Raw genomic sequence first — 20,044 nt, forward strand, 5'->3', positions numbered from 1 at the left:
GTCATCGCGGTTCGAGGACGATGCGTCCGCCGCGGAGCGGCACGAGCACGATCCCGCGCCGGCCGACAGGCTCGCGGCGCTGCCGGGGCGGTCGCGCCCGGAAGCGGGTGAAGATCTCCTCGAGGACGACCCGTCCCTCCAGCTGCGCGAATGCCGCCCCGATGCAGCGCCGGACGCCGCCGCCGAACGGGATCCAGCCGTACGCGGGCGGGCGCGTCCCCGTGAAGCGGTCCGGGCGGAACGAGGCGGGATCGGGATGGATCGCCGGATCGCGGTGGATGAGCAACGGCGACGGTGCCACGATCGTGCCGGCGGGCAGCGTGTTCGCGCCGAGCTTGACGGGGGTCTTGAGCACGCGCGCGACGAGGGCGATCGGCGGGCGCAGCCGCAGGGTCTCCTGGACGACGGCGTCGACGAAGCCGGGCGTGCCCGCGGCGAGACGCTCCTGAGCGGCCGGATCGCGAGCGAGGAAGTGCACTGCCCACGCCAGCATCGCCGCAGTCGTCTCGTGCCCGGCCGTGAGCAGCGTGAGCAGCTCGTCGCGAACGTCGCGGTCTTCGAGCCCGCGTCCGTCCTCGTCGCGTGCGAGCAGCAGCAGCGAGAGGATGTCCTCGCGTGAGGCAAGCCCGGGGTCGGCGCGCCGGCGGGCGATCTCGCCGAAGACCTCCTCATCCACCGCCCCTACCATCCGCTGGAACGGCGCGTGATCGATCAGGCCTTCCGGGCCATGCAGCGCGAAGCGCACGATCGCCCGCGGGGACTGCACCCAGTCGAGCACGACGCGCAGCCGCTCCGACAGCGGGCCGAGCTGGTCCGCGTCGCCGAGGCCGAACACGGCGCGCAGGATCACCTCGAACGTGATCGCCTGCATGTGCGCCAGCGCACCCTGCGGCCGTCCTACGGGCCACGCGTCGAGCTCGCGTCGCGCCGCGCGCTCCACCAGCGGCCGGTAGGCCTGCATCCGCGCGCCGTGGAACGGCGCCAGCAGGAGCTTGCGGCGCCTGAGGTGCTGCGCGCCGTCGAGCAACAGCAGGTTGCGCGTGCCGATCAGCGGCCGCAGGGGCAGGTTGGCCTCACCCGAGAACAGGGCCGCGGGGTCGCCGTTGAACACGTCACGGACGGCCTCGGGATCGGCGAGGACGGTCCAGGTCATGCCCATCACGCGCACGGTGAAGACGTCGCCATAGCGGCGGCGGGCAGCATCGAAGAACGAGAGCGGCGCAAGCCCGTACCAGGCCGACTGCAGCGTCGGCGGCAGCCCATGCACTGGCATCACTGGAAGGCCTCGGCGTCGAGTTCGCCGCGGAGGCGATCGAGGCAGCGGGCCCGGATCGGGCCGATGCTGCCCTGCGGGAAGCCGAGCCGGGCGGAGATGTCCGCGTAGGACTCGGGGGTCTCGGCGAACAGCGCCGTCATCAGCAGCCGGTGCCGGTCGGGCAGGCGATTGAGGGCATGCCTGAGGGCGGCGCCACAGCTCGCGGCTTCGACCGCGCGGAAGCCGTCGTCGAGCGCGCCGAGCTCGGCGCCGAGATCGGCGCCGGCCGGGCGTGCGCGGTTGCGGGACTCGATCGCCCGCAGGCTCTCGCGGCGGGCTGTCGTCCGCAGCCAGGCGCCGACGGCGCGCGGCTCGCGGATCCGCACGATGTTCCTGGCGAGTTGCAGCAGGGTCTCCTGCGCCACGTCGTCGGCGTCGTGGCCGTTGAGACCGTGCGCGCGTGCGATGCGGCGCACGTGGTGGCCGAACCGGGTGCTGAGCGTGTTCCAGGCGCGCTGGTCGCCCGTGGCGGCGGCGAGCACGATCCGCTCGAGCGGGTGCGCGCCGGGCCGCGGCCGCCCCTGGTCGAGGGCCTGCAGGTAGTTGCGGTCGTGGTGGAGCATGCGGTGTCTCCGGAGTCGGCGGGTCGGTGAGACCGAGGGTGCCGACCGGCCGGGCCCCTGGCGACGGGGTGCGACCCTGGTCTTACGCGTGCTGCTGCAGGGCCTGAGCCAGCTCTGCGCGGGCCTTGATGCCGAGCTTGCGGTAGACACGGCCGAGGTGCATCTCGACGGTTTTGATCGATAGGTAGAGCTGGCCGGCGATCTCGCGGTTCGTGAGGCCTTTGGCGGCGTGTTGGGCGATCCGCAGCTCTGAGGCGGTGAGCGCGTCGCGGTCGGCGAGGTCGGCGCGCCGGAGCCGCGCCCCGGAGGCGAGGAGCTCTCCGTACGCGCGTTCGGCGAGTGGGCGGGCCTCCCAGCGCTGCGCGAGGCGGAGCCCTGCGTCGAGGTGCTCGCGGGCGGCCCGGCGCTGGTTGTCGCGGCGCAGCGCGGCGCCGAGCTCGACGTGCGCGAGCGCGCGCTCCAACGCGGCGGGGCTGTCGCCGAGGACCGAGACGGCGTCCTGCAACCGCTCGAGGCCGAGGCGGCCGCCCTCGACGATCCCGGCGGCGCGCAGCGTGATGCTCGATGTCACCGGCGCGCCGAAGGCCCGCACCCGCTCGAGCTCCTCGGCCAGCAGACCGCGTGCCTCGTCGGTGCGCCCGAGGCGGTTCAGCGCGAGGGCGGCGTAGGCGCGCCAGTGGTGGACGGCGACGGCCGACGCGCCGCCGCTCTCGGCCTGCAGCTCGCCGATGCGTTCGAGGTCGGCCAGCGCTTCCGCGAAGCGACCGTGGAGGAAGGACAGCTCCGCGCGGGCGGCGAGCGCCAGGATCGAGAGCCGGTCGCGCGGCCACGGCTCGGGCGGCCCGTCCGCCAGCACCCGTGCGGCCTCGTCCAGATCGCCGCGGCTGGTCAACGCCGCCGCGAGCAGGCCCCGGACGACCAGCCAGGCGCCCGGCCCGGCGGCCTCCGGCGTCAATGCCAAGGCCCCGCGCAGGCGCAGCTCGGCCTCCCCGAGCGCACCGAGTTGCAACGCGAGGTACCCGCCGAGTGACTCCAGCGAGGCCATCCGGCGGCGGACCATGCGCACCGAGCGCAGCGCGAGCGCCCTGTCCAGGACCGCCGCCGCCTCGCCGAAGTCCTCCGCGCGGATGAGCACGATCAGCGCGACCTCGAACGTGCCGCGCCCGTCCTCCTCCCCCGCGTCGCGGACGGCGGCGCGGGCGACCGCGCGAACCGCTTCGGCCGGGTGTCCGGTCGCGAGCATCGCCATCGCCTGCTGCGCGAGGATCGCGCGGCCCGCCGGCCCGGGCGGCGCCCTGTCCCAATACTTGCCCAGCACGCGGATGCCCGCCGCGATCGTCTGCGTCTCCAGCCACGCACTCATCAGGAGCGCCGCCTCCAGGCGCTGGCGCAGCTCGTCGTCGTCCGAGCCGAGCTCGGCGATGGCCGCCTCGAGCACCTGGCACGCCTGGATCGGCTGGAACAGATCGATGTGCGCCGACGCCAGATCGAACGCGATCTCGCCGCGCTCGATCGGGTCGCGGGACGCCGCGTGAGCGCGGCCGAGGTGACCGATGGCGCGGGGATCGGGGACGAGCGCCTCCGCAACGCCGAGCTCCCAACCGACGGCCACCTCTGCGGCGGGATCGGGCGGTTCCTCGAGCGCGCGGCGCAAGTATTCGGCGGCCGTGGCGAACGCGCTGCGTGACATCGCGTCGGCCGCCGCCGCCCGCAGGGTCGCGACCGACGAGTCGCCGGCGCGCGGCCGGGTCAACAGCAGGTGCGCGGCAGCCTGCTCAGGCGGCGCTCGTCCTTCGAGCAGCTCACGTGCGGCCGCGAGGTGCAACTCGTCGCGCTCGACGCTGGAGAGCTGCTCGGCGACGATCCGGCGGATGATCGGATGCTCGAAATGGACGGGGTCCTGACTGCGCAGGACCTCCGCGCCCACGAGCCGCTTGGCGGCGGCGCCTGCCCGCTGCAGCTCGATCCCCGCGATGGCGGCCGCGTGCCGGAGCGCGCTGCCCTCGGCGAGCACGCTCATCGCGCCGGCGAGCGCCAACGCGCTCTCGCCCGCGGCGGTCACGCGCCGCAGCACGTGAGCCGACAACGCCGTCACTCCGATCTCCTGGACGAGTGCGGCGTTGCCGTCGTCCGGCGCGATGTCCTCGGCGCCCAGCGCGCGGCCCAGCTCGCGCAGATAGAGCGGGTTGCCGCCCGTGGCGCCCACGCAGGCGGCGCAGAACCCGGGGCCGACGGTGGCGCCGAGCGTCCGCTCCAGCAGCTGCGCGCTCGCAGGCACGTCGAGCGACCGCAGCACGCACACCTCGACGGCCGGGTCCCCGCGAACGTGCGCGAGGAGCTCGCTCCCCTCCGGCCGGGTCGCGACCACGACACCGGCGTGCAAGCCCTCGAGCCGATGCTTGACGTACGCGAGGAAGCGCAACGATTCGGGATCGGCCCACTGCGCGTCATCCAGTATCAACAGCACCGGGCGTGCCCGCGACAGATCCGAGACGAAGAGATACAACGCGTGCCGGATCCCGAAGGAGGCGTCCTCGCCGGCGGGGGCGCGCTCCGGCGACCGCGACAGCACCAGGCCCGCCGCATCCCCCGGGTCGCCGTTCCATTCGCGCTCGAGCCACTGCCGCACGACGCCGTAGGGATAGGCCGTCTCGAGCTCGTCGCCTCGCGCAGACAGCACCAGCGACCCCGCCGAGCGGGCCTGCGCTCGCGCGGCCTCCAGGAGCGCGGTCTTCCCCATGCCCGCCCCGCCCTCGAACACGACGATCCGCCCGCCGTCCGCGATCAGCCCGGCGAGCGCCCGCAACTCGGTCTCGCGAGCCAGCAGACCGTCCACAGCCGACGCGCGGTCCACAAAGCGATCCTCCACCACCGCCGACACCTGCGTCAACCGGCACCGCGCGATCTCGGCCGCCTCCTGAAGTTGAGCAGCCGCTGCCGAACCAGAGCACAACGCCGTTCGCTAGCGCCGGCGCATGTTTATTCCAGTTCGACCGATCAGCCGCCGGCGGTGGACAGTTCGGCGGGGAGCTCGCTCCGGCGGCGGATGCCGAGCTTGCGGTAGGCGTTACGCAAGTGCGTCTCCACGGTCTTCTCGGTGAGGAAGAAGGCCTGCGCGATCTCGCGGTTGGTCATGCCGTCACGCGCGTGCGCGACGACACGGCGCTCGCTTGGCGTGAGCTCGTCGCGTTGCTCGGGCCGGCGATTCGGTGCCCGGCCGCCAGCCAGGTTGAGCTCCTCGCGGGCGCGCCGCGCGAGCAGCGTTGCGCCGCACTCGAGCGCTATGGCGAGACCGTCGCGCAGCGGCTCGCGGGCGGCTTGGCGCTGCCCGGCGCGGCGCAGCGCCTCGCCGCGGGCGACGAGCGCCTTCGCGTGCTCCAGCCGTGCCGGGCCGGAGGCGAGGACCTCGACGGCCTCGTCGAGCGGCTCGCGCTCGCCGGTGATCGTTGCCAGCGCGCGCAGCGCTCGGCCGAGCGGTCGCGGCGCGCCGAACGCGCGTGCCTGCTCGACGGCCTCCGTCGCCCGCTCGCAGGCCTCGCCCACGCGGCCGAGCGCGGACAACGCGAATGCCGCGTCCGCTCGCCAGGTCGACAAGCAGGGCGTGGTGGCGAACCAACTGGCCTCGACCTGCCCGCAGGTGTCGAGATCCTGCAGTGCGGCCTCCGGTCGGCCCGCGGCCAGCGCGACGCGCGCGCGGAGGTTGAGTGCGAAGGGGCCGTATCCGGTGTGGGTGGGATCGGCGCCGCACTCGCGTGCCTCGCGGAGCGCCTGCTCGGCGCCCTCGAGATCCCCCCGCTCGGCGCGCGCCTCGGCCAGGCAGTAGCGACCGACGAGCACGTCCCACGGACCCCAGCCTGCACCGGCGGTCTCCGCGTCCTCCTCGACGGCGGCCAGTCGGCCCGCGCGAAGGAGCGGCAACGCACGCAAGTGGCTGCTGATCCGCAACGCCGCCTCCGAGCCGGTGCGGCGCGCTTCGTCGATCATCGCGGCATAGGTCGCGATCACGGTGTCGAGGTCGTCGGCCATCCATAGTCCCGTGGCGGCGACGTAGTAGCCCGGGGCGGTGTTGCCGAGCGCCCGCAGCAGGGCGCCGTCGGCGAGTGCCCGCCGGCCCAGCATCGAGGCGTCGGCGGCGGACCCGGTCGCAGCGGCGAGCGTCGCCCACCGGCACAGGTATGTCAATTGCAGTGGGGTCAGCTCGGCGCTCGCGAGCAGTGCGTCGGCCGCCTCGGCGGGGAGGCCGACGAGCGGCAGCGTGGCCGGGTAGGCGATGGTGACTGTCCAGATCGAGGACTCGACCCACAGCCGCAGTTGGTCGTCGCGGTCCCCGAGCGCGTCGCGCGCCTCGCGCAGCAGAGCGAGCAGGCGCGGCGTGTCGCTGTGGGTGAGCGTCCCGCCGAGGCGCGTCGCCACCGATGCGCGCACCGTCGCATCGGGGTCGTGGTCGAGGGCCTGGAGCAGGTGATCGGTCGCCTCCTCCCAGCGTGCGTCCATCAACTCGGCGACGCCGAGCGCGTCGAGCACGGGGGCCATCAGCTCCGGCGGCGGCGGCTCACGCAGGGCCCGCTCGGCGTAGCGCGCGGCGATGTCCAGGGCGCCCTGCGCCGCGACGGCACGCGACGCATCGAGCAGGGTCGCCGCTGCGGCGGCGCTGCCGGCCGGCTCACATGCCATCAGATGGACGGCACGGCGTTCGGGTGCGGCGCCCGCGGCCTCCAGCAGCGCCGCGGCGCGCTCATGGGCCTCCGAGCGCTCGCGCGAGCCGAGGTCCGCGTAGACGGCGGCGCTGACGATCGGGTGGATGAACGCGAACGGGCGATCCTGCGCCGCCAGAACCCCGGCGTCGCGCAGCGCGTCGGCGGCCTCGAGCACCGCAGGCAGGGCGAGGCCGGCCTGCGTGGCGACCGTGGCGGAGTCCGCCTCTCCGCCCAGCACCGCCAGCGCGTGGGCGACGGCGGCGCACGGCGCGGGGAGCGCGCGCAGGCGAGCGCGAACCTCCCGCGCCACCGACCGCGGAGTCACCGCGCCGACACGGCGAACCGCCGCGCGATCCGGCTGCGCGCCCTCGTGCACCAGCGTCCACAGGAGCTCGGCGAGCAGGAACGGGTTGCCGCCGCTGGCGTGATGGCACGCCGCCGCGAACTCGGGCGCCGCGGGCGCTCCGAAGCACGCTTCGACCACGCGTGTGGCGGCGTCGGCGCTCAGCAGCCGCGGCCGCAGCAGGTGCGCCTGGTCACCATGGAGGAGCTCGTCGAGCGCCGGCTCGGTCGCGGGCTCGGGTGGGCGGCAGGCGAGGATCAGGGCGATCGCCAGCCCGTCGATCCTGGCCGCCAGGTAGGCGAGCCAGCGCAGCGACGGTCCGTCCGCCCACTGGGCGTCGTCGACGAGCAACGCGAGCGGCTGCTCGCCGGCCGCGTTGGCGGCGAGCCAATGCAGGCCGTGCAGCCCGCGCATGGCGGCGTCCGTCGTCGCCGCGGCGCCGGCTCCGTCCAGCCCGACCAGGATCGGCTCGGCCAGCGCCGCCGCACCGCTCAGCAGCCGCGTCCGTCGCCCGGCATCGGGCTCGTGGAGGAGCGGCTCGAGCAGCTGGCGTGCCGCTCCGTACGAGAACTCGCGCTCGAGCGTCGAGCAGCGCGCCCGCAGCACCCGCATGCCGCGGTCCGCCGCCGCGACGCGGGCCGCCAGCAACAGCATCGACTTCCCGATCCCGGGCGGGCCCTCGAGCGCCACGACGGATCCGTCCCCCGCGCAGGCGCGGTCCAGCGCCGCGTCGACGGCCGCAAGCTCTGCGTCCCGCTCGAGCAGCCCGACCGTCAACGTCTCCACAAACCAACCCTAAAGCCGCCGAGCAAACCCCGCAGCCCAAATGTTCAGGGTCGAACCTCAGGGTTTCCCAGGAGGCCCGTGGGACGCCGTCCGCAGATGATCACCGCGTTCCAGCAAGTCTTCCTCCCCACGAAGGACACCTCCAATGTTCAGACGATCCACCACCGCAGCGACCGCCGCGATCCTCGCCGGCCTCGCGCTCTCCGCGATGCCCGCCGGCGCGAGCGCCGCGGGCGACGTGTCGCTGAGGTTCGACCAGCGCGGCGAGCACACGTTCGTGGTGCCCGACGGCGTCACCAGCCTCCACGTCCGCGCCGTGGGCGAGCAGGGCCGGCCCGGGTCACGTACCGACCTTCGGGTGCTCCCGGGCGGCTTCGGCGCGGACGTCACCGGCACCGTGCCCCTCAACACCGCGCGGCGGGTGTACTACGTCGAGGTCGGCGTCGGTGGCGGCGGGGGCGGCGGGGGCCTGTTCCCGGGCGGCGCGGGCGGTGGGGCCTCGGTGTTCCGCGCGTGCCAGCGCCTGACGCCTAGCTGCGAGGGCTTCGGCACCGGGCGCGCGTCCGCGCTGGTCGTCGCGGCCGGCGGCGGTGGCACCGCGGGCGGCAACGCCAACGGCACGGGCAAAGGCGGGGACTTCGGCGCCGGCGGCGGTGCGGGTGAGCCCTTCAATGGCATCACGACCGGCGGCTCTCCCGGCACCGATACCCATGGCGGCCTGTATGGGATGGGCCTGGAAGGCGGCGGCGGCACGGGCGAGCGCGAAACGGGTGGCGCCGGCGGCGGCAACGTCGGCTACGCCGGTGGCGGCGGTGGCGGCGCCGGGTACTGGGGCGGCGGTGGCGGTGGCGCCTCGAGCCTCGCAAAGAAGGTCACCGCCGGCGGCGGCGGCGGGGGTTCCAGTTACGTCCGCCCGGGCGTGCAGAGCCAGCCGATGCAGGTCGCGACCACGCCCGACCCGTCGGTCACGCTCACCTGGCATGACAACGTCAGGCCCACGCCGTCGATCGCGACGCCGGCGAACGGCGACACCGTGGCTTCGCAGCCGCTGCTGCGCGGGCGGGCGGGCGCGCTGCTGGGCGACGACGAAGACCTCACCATCGAGATCCGCTCCCGGACCGAGGTCGTGCAGGCGCTGACCGCGAAGCGAAATTCCGCCGGTGACTGGTCCGCTCAGCCACGTCCGCTGAGCCCGGGGACGTACACCGCCGTCGTTCGCCAGCGCGACTGGGCCAACAACTGGGGCACGAGCGAGGTGAGCTTCCAGGTCGAGGCTGAGCGCCCGACGCCGACGCCGACGCCGGCCCCGCAGGCCCAGCCCGCGCCGAACCCACCGGCCCAGCCGTCGGCGGGTCCACTCGTGGCCGCGACGCCGGCGGCGATCCGGATCGCCACGACGCGGACGCAGCTCCTCCACGGGACGGTCCGGGTGAAGCTGACGTGCACGGGCCAGCCGCGCCAGCGCTGCAGTGGCAACCTCACGCTCACGGCGAAGGTGCGCAAGCGCACGCTGACACTCGGCTCCAAGCCGTTTACGACCCTGGCCGGGCGCACGAGCACGGTGACCGTCCGGATCCGTCCCTCTGCCCTGCGACATCGGCTGCCCGGTCGCGTGACAGCCGTCGCAAGCTCCGAGACGGCCAACGTGGTCCGCACGATCGCCATCCGCTGACCGGCACCACCCGAGGGCGGGAGACGAACGCCCGCCCTCGGGCCGTCGCGCGCCAGCTCTCGCGGAGCGCGGCGATCGACGAGTCGCCGATCACTCACCTTACAAATTTCCTGACACGCTACGCGAATGCCGTGTGGGGCACGGGAGGTCCTCGATGCATCCGATCCGCCGGGCAGAAGACGAGCCCGCGCCCGAGTTCACGCGGGCGCCGGTCCGCGAGCCGCCGCCGCTTCACGCCAGGGTCGTCCCAGAGACCGTGCTCGCCCTTCAGCGGTCGGCGGGCAACGCCGCCGTCAGCCGTCTGCTCCGCGCCGAGGAGCCCGCGCCCGAGGACCATCGCACCCGGTTCAGGGAGGCAATGGCGTTCTGGACCAGTCTCGCGACGAGCAAACCGACGCAGGCCCCGATGCAGCAGGTCGAGGCCGCGCAGCCCGCGCACGGCGATGTGCTCCCGACCGACCAACCGCCGCGAGCCGAAGCCTCCGACGAGCCGGCCCTCGAGGCAGAGGCCGAGCGGCACGAGGCGCAGACCGAGCCGGAGGCCACAGACCCCCACAGGGTGCGGGCTCAACGCCACTGGCGCACGGCTCGTTCGTTCGCGAATCCCACTGGGCGGAGGTTCGAACCGACGCTGAAGGAGGCGTATCCGAACGTTCCGAAGAAGACGCTCGAATTCATGCGGGACGAGCACACGCCCCTGCCTCAGGGGGCCGTCCCCCCGAAGAACTGGATCGCCTACTGGCTGGAGGCGATCGACCCGCTGCACCGCCCGGGTCAGATGCTCGCCGAATACTTCCAGGAGTGGTCGAAAGCGGTGTCAGGCGAGGCCCCGAGGTCGGCGTCGAAGCCCGCGGAGCCGGGAACCGAGCTCGAGTCCGAGCACACGACGTTCTGGGAGTTCCTTGACTCGCGCCCCGAGATCGAGGAGCGGGTGACCTACCTCCGGGACCCGGCCGAGCGGGAGCAATACAGGCTCCGGTTCGATGGGGGTGGTCTCTACCAAAAGCACCCGCACCGCGGTCTCACGACGTTCGACACCGCCAGTGGCCGGGCGGCCTATAGCGGCGCCAGCGGATGGGGCATCTTCGTGGTCAGCATGGGTGGCGCGTTCTTCGCGGGTCTCGGGCAGGAAGGCAAGTTCCACCACTCGTCGTTCTTGGGCGGCGCCCCTGTGAGTGTCGCCGGGGAACTGCGCGGCGATGACGGCATCTTGGAAGGCATCACCCCGATGTCAGGCCATTACAGACCCAGCAACACCCATCTTCACCACGCCGTGACGCTGCTCGCCGCGAACGGCGTCAAACTCGACGTCGCCAAGGTCGGCCACATCGTCTCCAAGGCGGAGGGCGGGGCCGGGCTCAGGTGGGTCGACGCCAACGACTTCCTCGCCAACGGCGAGAAGGCGGCAGAGGTCCCACCACCGCCCGGCCGGACGGCGGATGAGTGACACGCCCCGTTGCTCGCCTCGGTACTGATCCACGCCAATGGGCTGCGACACGCGGCATGCTTCTGACACTTCGTGTTCACTCATCGATCCGATAATCGCTAGCGTCGCCCCATGCCGGACGGGATGCTGCAGCTGGGGCGTGATCGGCGCTGGACCGCCGTCAGCTTGCTCTGCGCCGTAACGGTCACCCTGAGCGTGATCGGTCTGGCGCGCGCCGATGCGAGTGCGCTGTCCAGGGCTCGGCCTGCCGCTGTGACGGTGGCCGCGCCGCTTTCGTCTGGGCCGGCGACGAAGCTCCCCGGCACGCCGGTTGCCATCGCGCAGGGGCAGTGGACGAGTGGCGGCGCGGCGACGCTGTCGGTTCTCGGTGCCGCCATGATCTGGGAGGTCAGGATCGCCGTGAGCGGCGAGGGCGAGGTGACCCACGCGACACCGCTGCCGTCGGGCGCGGACGCGGTGGGGATCGCGTGCCGGAGCGTGCACCCCGGGCTGCAGGGCGTGGGAACCGAGAGCCTCCAGGAGTGCGACGACGCCACGCTGCGGTTCGTCCTTGACCGCGCCTCGCAGGCCGTGCTCGTCTACGGTCCCCAACAGGACGGCAGCCTGGTCGAGCGGGCATCGGTGGCTGTGGGCTCGCGCCCCAGTGCGTTCCTGTTCGCCAACTTCAACGCAGGTGAAGGCGAGCTCGGCGTCGGACCCGGCTCAGACGAGCTGACGGATATTGCGGTTGCCAACGAGGGCTCAGACGACGTATCCATCCTGATGGCGCGCAACGACGGTACCTACGCGCCGCAACAGCGGATCACGGTCGGCGCGCGGCCCCGCGACGTCGCCGCCGGGCATTTCGACGACCTCGACGGGAATGACCTAGCCGTCGCCAACGCGGGCTCCGGAAGCATCAGTTTCCTCGGCGGCGACGGGCACGGCGGGTTCGCGCGCCGCACCGATGTCGCCGTCGGCGGTGCGCCCAGCACGCTGCTCACGGACGGGCCGGACGGGTGGTTCGATCTCAACGGTGACGGCGAGCAGGATCTCCTCGCCGCCGACGCCACCGAGGGCACCGTCAGCGTGCTCCTCGGGCGCCGCGACGGACTGCCACAACTCGCGTCACGGGTCTCGCTGCCCGGAGGGCCGACCAGCGAGCCGGTGGCCTTGCGACTGACCGAGCGGCTGCCGGACGAGGAAACGCACGTGCTCGTCGCCGCACGCGGCACCGGCGAGGTGCTCGACATCCCGATCAGCAACACCGGCGCGCTCGGCGCACCCGGCAGCGTGTTGAGCGGCGCGCAGCCGGTCGCGGTCCATCCGGGCTCCTTCACGGCCGATCTCGGCGAGGACGCGGTGGTCGCCGACGGCTCGGGCGTCCTGCGGCTGCTCGTGGCTTCGGCGAGCCGGGTCGTCGAGCAGCGGCGCGGCGTGGCCAACGTCGCAGCCGGCGACGGCCTCGTCGCCTGGTCCCAACGCGTGCGATCACAGCGGTATCGCGTTCGAGTAGCCGATGGCTCCGGCGTTCGCTACCTGCCGGCGTCGGCATCGCGTCAGCCGCTGACCCCGCGGCTGGGACGCGCAGCGGACGGGTCACCGGTCGTCACGTACCGGCGCTGTCGCGCGGACGGCTGCACACCGTGGATCTGGAACGCCGCCCGGCGACAGGCCCGACGGCTGAGCGTGCCGACGGCGCGCGGCTGCAGCACCGCCGACTTCGCGATGTGGAACGGAACGCTCGCTTTCATGCGCGCGTCCAGCAGCTGTCCGCGCGGCGAACGCGGCTTGTGGATCAGCAAAGGGGCTCGCCGCTTCCGCATCAGCGCTCGCGCATCCGGGCTCGCAGATCTGCGCGGGCAGCGTGTGAGCTGGTTCGAAGGCAACGAGGTCCTCGGGCGCCTGCGCGTGAGCTCGTTCCACGGACGCCCACACACGGTCGTGGAATGGACGGCCGACGACGGCCAAGGGTTCCAGCTCGGCCTGCTTTCCGGCCAGTTCATCTACTGGCTCGAGCCGCCGGACCGCGGCCAGGAACGCGCAACGCTCAAGCGCGCCTCCGTGAGCACGCGATGCCAGGCCCTCGGCCCCACCGAGAGTTTCGACATGGCCGGAGGCCGGCTCGGGCAGCGACCGATCGCCATCGACGGCAGACAGCTCATCTGGGCCCGCGATCTCAGCATCTCGGCGCCAGGGGTCTTCGCCACGGAACCCGAGCCGACCCGATGGCAGCCGTGCCGTTGACGATCGGTCCCGTCGGCCGAGCAGTGTGACTGCACCGGTGGCGGCGCCCGGCTGTCCGCTCCTCGTCGTATTGCCTGTAAGCGCCCACTGCGCGGAGCGCGACCCGGGCGCGCGGCAAGCATGCGACTGAAGCTGTCCATCTCGCGCAAGCAGCAGCGACGCAGAGTGCCGAGATTCCACCACAATATGGGCACTTTCGCGGAGGCGCTCGCGGGCCGTGTGGATGAGGGGTGGGATCGACCGGTTTGCGAGCGGTCAGCGCGGCGCGCCCGGCTCGATGAGCGTGGTGATCCTGGCCGCCTCGGCGATCGGGTCGCCGGTCAGCGCGAGCATGCCGTCTTGCTCTGGGGCTGCCGGTCCGGCGAGCGCCACCCGGTAGCGGCGGGCGAGCTTGCGGAGCGGCAGCAGGTGCGGCTCGCCGGGTCCGCCTGCGACCGCGGCGAGGACGACGAGGCTGGGCCGCACTTCGCCGCTGACCTCTTCGACGGTCTCGACGGGCGTGTCCGCGCCGAGGTAGACGATCCGCCAGCCACGTGAGCGCAGCGCGAGCCCGAACGCGATCAGCCCGAGATCGTGCTGCTCGCCAGGCAGGCAGGCGAGCAGGGCCACCGGGCCCATCCCCAGGCCCCAGCCGCGAGCGATGCCGAGCAGCCGGCCGCGCAGGACGCTGGAGGCGAAGTGCTCGTGCGCGATCGTGGCTTCGCCGCGTTCCCAGCGCGCCCCGAGCTCGCGCAGGTAGGGCAGGATCACCTCTCCGAGCAGCGTGTCGATGGTCACCGCGGCGAGCACCCGGTCGAGGATCGCCTGGGCGCGGGGTTCGTCGAAGTGGTCCAGCGCGGCGGCGAGATCCTCGCGCATCGCCGAGGGCGAGAGCGCGGCCGACGGAGCGGGCTCCGCGGCGCCGGCACGCATCGCCAGGGTGGCCGCCTGCGCGGCGGCCAGCCCGGCGTCCAGGTGCTCGCGCATGACGCGGACGCGATCGAGGTCCGCTTGGGAATACAGGCGCAGGCCGCCCGCCGAGCGGGTCGGGAGCAGCAGGCCGTAGCGGCGCTCCCACGCGCGCAACAGCTCGGGACTCACGCCAGAGCGTTTGCTCAGCTCGCCAATGCGCAGGACGCCGTCGTCGGACACGCAAGAGTTATACAGAACTTAGACAAGATCTTGACAGATCCGATCCGGTGCGGCTACCGTACAACACCTGTACAACAACTGTACAGATGATGTGCGACGAGTCGTTGCCGCGTGGCTCGAAGGACATCGTCCACCGATCAGCCGGCCATAGACGCCGTCCGCAGTCAAGGAGACCCGCAATGCGTTCGTTCCGCAGCATCCTCGCCGTGTCCGCCGCCTCCGCCGTTGCGCTCGCCGCGGCCGGTCCGGCCTCCGCAGCCGTCCAGGTGGACCGTGGCGCTCCCGCCACCGAGAAGAACATCGTCGAAACCGCGGTCGCTGCCGGACAGTTCAAGACCCTCGCATCGCTGCTGGACCAGGCGGGTCTGGTCGAGACGCTCTCGGGTAACAGCCGGTTCACGGTCTTCGCCCCGACCGACGCGGCGTTCGCCAAGGTGCCCCAGGCCACGCTCGACGCACTCGCGAAGGACAAGGCCAAGCTGCGCGCCGTGCTGCTCTACCACGTGGCGAAGGGCAAGCTGACCGCGTCGAAGGTCATCAAGCGCAAGTCGATCAAGACCCTCAACGGCGACCGCGTCCGCGTCCGCGTCCGCGGCGGCAAGGTCTACGTCGGCGGCGCGCGCGTCACCACGCCTGACGTCCTTGCGTCCAACGGCGTCATCCACGTCATCAACAAGGTGCTGATCCCCCGCTAGCACCGACTCACCGCCTCCGCGTCGCCCACTCCGGGCGGCGCGGAGCACGCAACGTACGGCAAGCGACGATCAAGGAACCGCCTGATGGCACGCTACAGCGCCTCCGTCGAGACCCCGCGCACACGCCGCGAGGTGTTCACCTACCTCAGCGACTTCTCGTCGACGCAAGAGTGGGACCCCGGCGTCCACGAAGCCAACCGGCTGGACCATGGTCCGGTCGGCACGGGCTCGCGGTTCCGCGTCGTCGCGGACTTCCTCGGCCGGCGCTCGGAACTGACCTACGAGGTCATCGAGCATCGCCCCGACGAGTTCGTGACCCTGCGAGGCGAGAACGCGAGCGTCGTCTCGCTGGACACGATGCGCTTCGGCGCGACGCCGGCCGGCGGAACGCGCGTGACCTATCAGGCCGAACTGACACTGAAAGGCCCGCTGCGCGCACTCGACCCGTTGCTGGCGCTGGCCTTCAAACGCGTCGGCGACCGGGCCGCCGCCGGACTGCGGGCCGCACTCGCGGCGACATAGCCAGCGCTGGACACGCCGGGACGGGCGCGCCCCAAGCGCGACCCGACGCGCAGTTCGTGTCGCCTCCGTAGCGGTTCCTGCAGGCCGCGACGCACCACGCAGCCCCGATCCGCCGGCAGTCTGCTGCTTTTCGACGGTTCTCGAGACTCCGAGAGGAGCCAACGCGGCCTTGGACGCGACGGCGCTTGACATAGGAGCAACGGCAGCCGCCACGCCAACTCGCCATCCACCCCCGTCGAAGCCGGGGACCGTCGAATTCGCGGCAGCCACAACCCGGACGTCGCACGGGACGCGACGTCAGCAACGGCGCGTCACGGAATCCAATCGAGAGTCTTCAGATTCCACAATAGGGGCACTCTGCGTGATGGCGTCCGCCACGAAGGCGGCTGCCATGGGACCTCCGTCAATGGCCTCAGAGGTGGCGCCGGATGAAGTCTCGCGCGTCGTCCGGCACGACAAACGTTCGCGGAAGCGTGTCGAGGCGATCCGCGATCGCAGGTGTGGGTGAGACCTCGGTCATACGTCGGCGAATAGCGTCGAGCCCGCGGCGGGTGATGAGCTCGTCGATGTCCTTCAAGTAGCGATCGACCGCATCGGTCGTCTGTCGCGGACCGACTGGCGGTTGCCCGTCTCGGAACACGATCGTTCCCCCGACATGCTGGGTCGCGGGTGCCTTGGCGGTCGCGCCGCCGAAACAACTCCGCGAGCCGCCGACGAGATCGCCGAGCGAGTCGAGCACGTATACGCGAAAGACGAGGTCATCTTCGTCCTCACGCACCTCGAAGGCGACCTCAATGCGGTAGGTGTCGGTAGTGGCCAAGCGGTTGAGCAGCATATAGCGGAACTTCCGCGGTCGCGACGCCCCTATAGCCGTTGAGGGCAACGGCGCCCCACCGTCGCCGCTTCTGAGAACGCCGACTGCACCTGAGTGCTGCTCCTCGACGAACGCAGCAAGCTCAGGTCCGTCGTCCGGGCGCTCCCGCGCACCGAGGTCTCGCGGAAGCTGGCGGCCCATGTGTCGAGCCGGGGGCTCGGCGATCAAGCCTCGACGGCGCGGTGCCGACATCAGCCGTGTGAGGCGTTGGTGCGCGTTGGTCGTAGCTGCCGTGTTGTCGGCGGGTTGCGGGTCCGCGAGTGCGAGCGATTCGAGCGGCTCGAACCGTCGCGCTGAGGATCGTGTCGCCCGGGCATGGAACGAGTCGCAGGAGCGTCATCCGGGGTGCCGCCCGGGAAGCGGCGCCTCGCGGCCAACGCTGGAGCACGTAGCGGATGCACCTCCGGCGTGGCTCACCGACCGTCTCGACGTGCTGAATCGTCCGCAGACCAGCGAGGAAGCCGCCTTCTCAGCGCAGATCAAGAACCTGACCAGCCCGTTCTTCCCGCTCGTCGGCGATCGCCTTTACGCTCAAGCAACTCGCCTCGTCGACTACGGCGACGGCGTACGGCTGGCGATCACGGTGGCGACCACCGTGCGCAACAGCACGGCCTACGCCCTCCCATACGAGACTTGCACGCGGATCCGACGCCGCGTGCTCGCTCGCCTGCTGCGCGACCAGCCCGCACTCGTACGACGGCGAGCCCGGGCGCTGGAAGCCGATCAAACCCGACGGGACCGACCACGGCGAACGTCATTCGACACCACGATCGGCCTCGCGCGCCTAGACGGACAACCAATTCGAGTTGGCGGACCAACGACTACTGCGTGGTTCGACGCCGAGGGAGCGTGGATGGCTTGGCCTGTCAATAACCGAACGGCCGTGATCGGCCTCGTCCCCGACGGCGTGGCCACCGTCCACGTCCGCTCGAACGGTGGGACAGTGAAGGCCGAGGTCCGCGACAACATCTTCATGAGCCTCATCGATCTTCCGATTGATCGCAGCGTCCCAGACCGCCTCACGTGGACGGATTTGAACGGCTCCGAGATCAACACGATCACGCCACGCGTTGTGTACTCGGACTTTGAGCGGCCCTAGGTGCCCTACGGACTGAGTCAGCGGGGACTCAGCACCGAAATGCTCCTATTCGACGTATGCGTGTCTGCGCTTCAAGTCGGCCTCGAAGCTAATGGCGGCCGTCTGCGGGTCGACGAGATCCGTTCGTTTGGGCGCGAGTCCCGGCAGATGATCCGGTCGACGAAGCTAGCCACATCGCACATCCTGAACGCGTGAAGATGACCCGGCTGGAGGGCGAGCAGCGAGAGCTCTTCTTCACCGGTGTCGCCGGTCTGGTCGGAGTGGGCCCCGGTCTCTACGGCTTGGTGTTTCCAGCGTATGCCTTGAGCGTGCTCCTCGAGAGCCCACCAACCGACCTCGTTTGGACCCTGATCGGCGCAGCGGTGATCCTGTTCGCAACGGCCGCGATCGCAGCCGAACTGATCGTCTCGGTCGCAGCCATTCGAGCGGTTTTCGCCGGCAGATGGCCTGGGCAGCGATTCATCCTCGGCCTACCGGCTGCGGCAATCGCAGCCGCCACGTACGGCCTCGCAGGACTGATGGCCGTCTTCCTCTGACGACCCAGCTGCCCGGGGGACATACGGTCGGTGCTCCTCAAGCCCCCATAGGCGGACGACGCTCACAGGCGCGGGAAGAACTCGCAGGCGCAGTGGTGCTTGTCGACGGTTCCGCCGCTTCGGCGACCTAGCTTCAACCTCGGGCGGATTCTCGGAGCTGGTCGAGCGAGGTCACTTCGGGCGCGGTGCTGGTCCGCGTAGTCGGCTCAACCTCGCCGAGCGTGGTTCTTCAGTCGCGCGCGCTCGCCGATGCAGCCGGCACAGCCAGATCGAATCAACCGACCTCGCGCCATCCCGGTGGCAGAGGATCGCTGTCGCGGATGACAAGAATTGGCTCTCCGCCGCTTCCGTTGCTGAGCGGGGGCAGGACCTGGCGCCATCCGGGCTCTATGTCCACGTCGGGAGTCGGGCGTCGCGCAGGGTGCAAGATCCGCCCGCACCTGCGCGGATACGGCGGGCCAGCTCGCAGGGCGGCGTATGTTTCGGCGTCGGTGGTGTCGCGTACGGGTGCGATTCGCAGATCGCGGGCAAAGAACGCTCCGTCGTGTGCGAAGTCGACCCGGGCGTCGTCGTACACCGTCGACTCAACGAGGAACGCCAGGTGCTCGGTGCCGAACCTGCACGAGGCGTCAAAGCCACATCCGCCCGAGCGATAGACCCCGCCGATGCCGTGTTCCGGGTGGTGCCAGGTCACGTCGAAGTCGACGCAGACCTCGTGGTCGTCGATGTAGTACCAGCCTTCAATTTCCAGAAGATCGCCAGCCAGGGCCCTCCTGCGTCGATGTCGCTGTCCTGGCACCGGCAAGAAGTTAGCCGCCGTGCTCCACGCTCCGAGCCGGTACCGGGTCCGAGCCTGCAGAGAAGTAATGCTTGTCGACGGGCTCGAGACTTCGTCGAGAGGCGTGTCCGGGGGCAATTACGCGCACGAGGCCCGCGTGACTGGCGCGTCCGGCGCTCGCTGCTCGTTCGGTTCTTGAGCGACAGGCTGAGATTCCACAATGACGACCCCCGTCGGGGTCGCGTGAGAGCATTGCGTCGTTGAGCGAGCGACCTGAACCGTTTCTTTTCGAGCGGGTGTGGGCCCACCCATCGTCCGAGGTGTCCGAAGACGTGCCCTCCGCAACGGCGGAGATCGACGACGCCGGCCGCATCGTCGGCACGCGATACGGGGACGGCGAGAAGGAGTCCTATGAGTATGACGAGACAGGGCTTGTTGTCGCGATCGACGAGTCGGACTCGCTCTACTATTCGGCTGGGTTCATCGCACACCGCATGAACACCGGCGGGCGGCTATCTGTCGAGTACGACGAGAGCGGTCCGCTGCGGATCGTTGACGAGCACGAACGTATCGTTTGGGACCGGCCTGATGAGCCGTTCGCGACCCTGTTTGAGCACGGTGTCGAGTCGCTCGCTGACCGCTGTGTGAGAGAGCGCCCGCCTCGGTCGAGCTGGATTCGGACACGAAGATTCAGTGCATGCGGATCATCTACGTCGACGATGGTGGCCTGGACCCCGTGATCACCGTGCTGACGGAGAGCGATCGCGAGGATCTTCTGCGGACCGGTGGGATGTTCGGGATCGCGTGCGGGCTGTGGTACCCCGAGTCCGAGCCAATCGGATTCCTAGAGGTCGAGGGGCAGGAGGAGCACGACGAGCGCCTCCTGCGCGAAACCGCACTCAACGACCCGCGCGACGCCAAGCGCGTCGTGCTCAACGCCGTCGCTACGCGACTCGCGCACCATGACTGGAGCGGCGTGTTCACCCCAACCGAAGACTTCGTTGTGTTCATCGCCGAGCACGACGAGGGATTCGCACCCAAGTACGAGTCGGTGCTCGAGGTCAATCCGCCCGAGCGGGTCGCCGCGTGGGATGCTCGCTGGCCCGTGGGCGCGAGCCGCGGCGAGGACGACTGACTCCCAAACACCCACCGCGCCCTGCTATAGGCGAAGCCCCGCTATGGGGCCGCGCACGGTTTACGACCGCGACTGCTTCCCTTCATCACCGTCCTGATGCGCAACCTCGCGCGCGAAGTGCTTCTTTTCGACGGGGCTGGCCTGTGAATCCCCGAATAGGAGAGCGGTTTAGGGCAGCGGTGTTCGGGCCGGGGTTCGGCCGGCTGTCGGGGGCGGCGGGGGTGT

The 20,044-nt window shown here is 71.3% G+C and carries 16 protein-coding genes; 9 read left to right on the forward strand and 7 right to left on the reverse strand.

Annotated features, from left to right (window positions below):
- Window position 1: 1 nt before the first annotated feature.
- From G569_RS48215 to G569_RS0113755, 4 genes are all read right to left on the reverse strand, one after another.
- The gene (locus G569_RS48215; RefSeq protein ID WP_037496552.1) at window positions 2-1,273 is read right to left on the reverse strand and encodes a cytochrome P450; all 1,272 of its coding nucleotides are present in this window, start codon (window positions 1,271-1,273) and stop codon (window positions 2-4) included.
- Window positions 1,273-1,878 carry an RNA polymerase sigma factor gene (locus G569_RS0113745; RefSeq protein WP_053226325.1) on the reverse strand — a complete coding sequence of 202 codons (606 nt, stop codon included), beginning with the start codon at window positions 1,876-1,878 and terminating at the stop codon, window positions 1,273-1,275. Before G569_RS0113745 ends, G569_RS48215 begins: the two co-directional genes overlap by 1 nt.
- 82 nt (window positions 1,879-1,960) lie before the next feature.
- Window positions 1,961-4,732, reverse strand: a complete 2,772-nt coding sequence (locus G569_RS0113750) for an ATP-binding protein (RefSeq protein ID WP_169542138.1) — start codon at window positions 4,730-4,732, stop codon at window positions 1,961-1,963.
- A 143-nt stretch (window positions 4,733-4,875) separates the two neighbouring features.
- On the reverse strand, window positions 4,876-7,704 hold the full coding sequence (locus G569_RS0113755) for an ATP-binding protein (RefSeq protein ID WP_028063830.1): 2,829 nt from the start codon (window positions 7,702-7,704) through the stop codon (window positions 4,876-4,878).
- A gap of 145 nt (window positions 7,705-7,849) precedes the next feature.
- Here G569_RS0113755 and G569_RS65965 point away from each other — a divergent pair, with 145 nt between their 5' ends.
- From G569_RS65965 to G569_RS57900, 3 genes are all read left to right on the forward strand, one after another.
- The gene (locus tag G569_RS65965) at window positions 7,850-9,376 is read left to right on the forward strand and encodes an Ig-like domain-containing protein (protein WP_053226326.1); all 1,527 of its coding nucleotides are present in this window, start codon (window positions 7,850-7,852) and stop codon (window positions 9,374-9,376) included.
- A gap of 154 nt (window positions 9,377-9,530) precedes the next feature.
- Window positions 9,531-10,823: an IQM protein middle domain-containing protein gene (locus G569_RS57895; protein WP_157592017.1), complete on the forward strand. Its 1,293-nt coding sequence runs from the start codon at window positions 9,531-9,533 to the stop codon at window positions 10,821-10,823.
- 111 nt (window positions 10,824-10,934) lie between these two features.
- The gene (locus G569_RS57900) at window positions 10,935-13,049 is read left to right on the forward strand and encodes a hypothetical protein (protein ID WP_028063832.1); all 2,115 of its coding nucleotides are present in this window, start codon (window positions 10,935-10,937) and stop codon (window positions 13,047-13,049) included.
- Window positions 13,050-13,304: 255 nt separating this feature from the next.
- Here the strand turns inward: G569_RS57900 and G569_RS48235 are convergent, their stop codons facing one another.
- On the reverse strand, window positions 13,305-14,180 hold the full coding sequence (locus G569_RS48235) for a MerR family transcriptional regulator (RefSeq protein WP_053226327.1): 876 nt from the start codon (window positions 14,178-14,180) through the stop codon (window positions 13,305-13,307).
- A 179-nt stretch (window positions 14,181-14,359) separates the two neighbouring features.
- Between G569_RS48235 and G569_RS0113780 the strand changes: the two genes are divergently transcribed.
- Together G569_RS0113780 and G569_RS0113785 are read left to right on the forward strand one after the other, a co-directional pair.
- Window positions 14,360-14,875 carry a fasciclin domain-containing protein gene (locus G569_RS0113780; protein ID WP_028063833.1) on the forward strand — a complete coding sequence of 172 codons (516 nt, stop codon included), beginning with the start codon at window positions 14,360-14,362 and terminating at the stop codon, window positions 14,873-14,875.
- An 84-nt stretch (window positions 14,876-14,959) separates the two neighbouring features.
- Window positions 14,960-15,397: an SRPBCC family protein gene (locus G569_RS0113785; protein WP_028063834.1), complete on the forward strand. Its 438-nt coding sequence runs from the start codon at window positions 14,960-14,962 to the stop codon at window positions 15,395-15,397.
- A gap of 412 nt (window positions 15,398-15,809) precedes the next feature.
- On the opposite strand, the gene G569_RS0113790 is transcribed toward G569_RS0113785, so the two are convergent.
- The gene (locus G569_RS0113790; protein ID WP_028063835.1) at window positions 15,810-16,232 is read right to left on the reverse strand and encodes a hypothetical protein; all 423 of its coding nucleotides are present in this window, start codon (window positions 16,230-16,232) and stop codon (window positions 15,810-15,812) included.
- A 469-nt stretch (window positions 16,233-16,701) separates the two neighbouring features.
- Here G569_RS0113790 and G569_RS62530 point away from each other — a divergent pair, with 469 nt between their 5' ends.
- Window positions 16,702-17,370, forward strand: a complete 669-nt coding sequence (locus G569_RS62530; protein ID WP_157592019.1) for a hypothetical protein — start codon at window positions 16,702-16,704, stop codon at window positions 17,368-17,370.
- Between the two features lie 191 nt (window positions 17,371-17,561).
- Window positions 17,562-17,906, forward strand: coding sequence for a hypothetical protein (locus G569_RS0113805; RefSeq protein WP_028063838.1), 345 nt, complete (start codon window positions 17,562-17,564; stop codon window positions 17,904-17,906).
- Window positions 17,907-18,180: 274 nt separating this feature from the next.
- Here the strand turns inward: G569_RS0113805 and G569_RS62535 are convergent, their stop codons facing one another.
- The gene (locus G569_RS62535; protein WP_157592020.1) at window positions 18,181-18,705 is read right to left on the reverse strand and encodes a hypothetical protein; all 525 of its coding nucleotides are present in this window, start codon (window positions 18,703-18,705) and stop codon (window positions 18,181-18,183) included.
- Window positions 18,706-18,944: 239 nt separating this feature from the next.
- On the opposite strand from G569_RS62535, the gene G569_RS0113810 reads away from it, so the two are divergent.
- Together G569_RS0113810 and G569_RS0113815 are read left to right on the forward strand one after the other, a co-directional pair.
- Complete coding sequence (locus G569_RS0113810) at window positions 18,945-19,424, forward strand: RHS repeat domain-containing protein (RefSeq protein ID WP_169542139.1); 480 nt, start codon at window positions 18,945-18,947, stop codon at window positions 19,422-19,424.
- Window positions 19,382-19,819, forward strand: a complete 438-nt coding sequence (locus tag G569_RS0113815) for a hypothetical protein (protein ID WP_028063840.1) — start codon at window positions 19,382-19,384, stop codon at window positions 19,817-19,819. Before G569_RS0113810 ends, G569_RS0113815 begins: the two co-directional genes overlap by 43 nt.
- The last annotated feature ends 225 nt before the right edge of the window (window positions 19,820-20,044 follow it).

The sequence above is a fragment of the Solirubrobacter soli DSM 22325 genome (assembly GCF_000423665.1).
In the GTDB taxonomy this organism is placed as follows: domain Bacteria; phylum Actinomycetota; class Thermoleophilia; order Solirubrobacterales; family Solirubrobacteraceae; genus Solirubrobacter; species Solirubrobacter soli.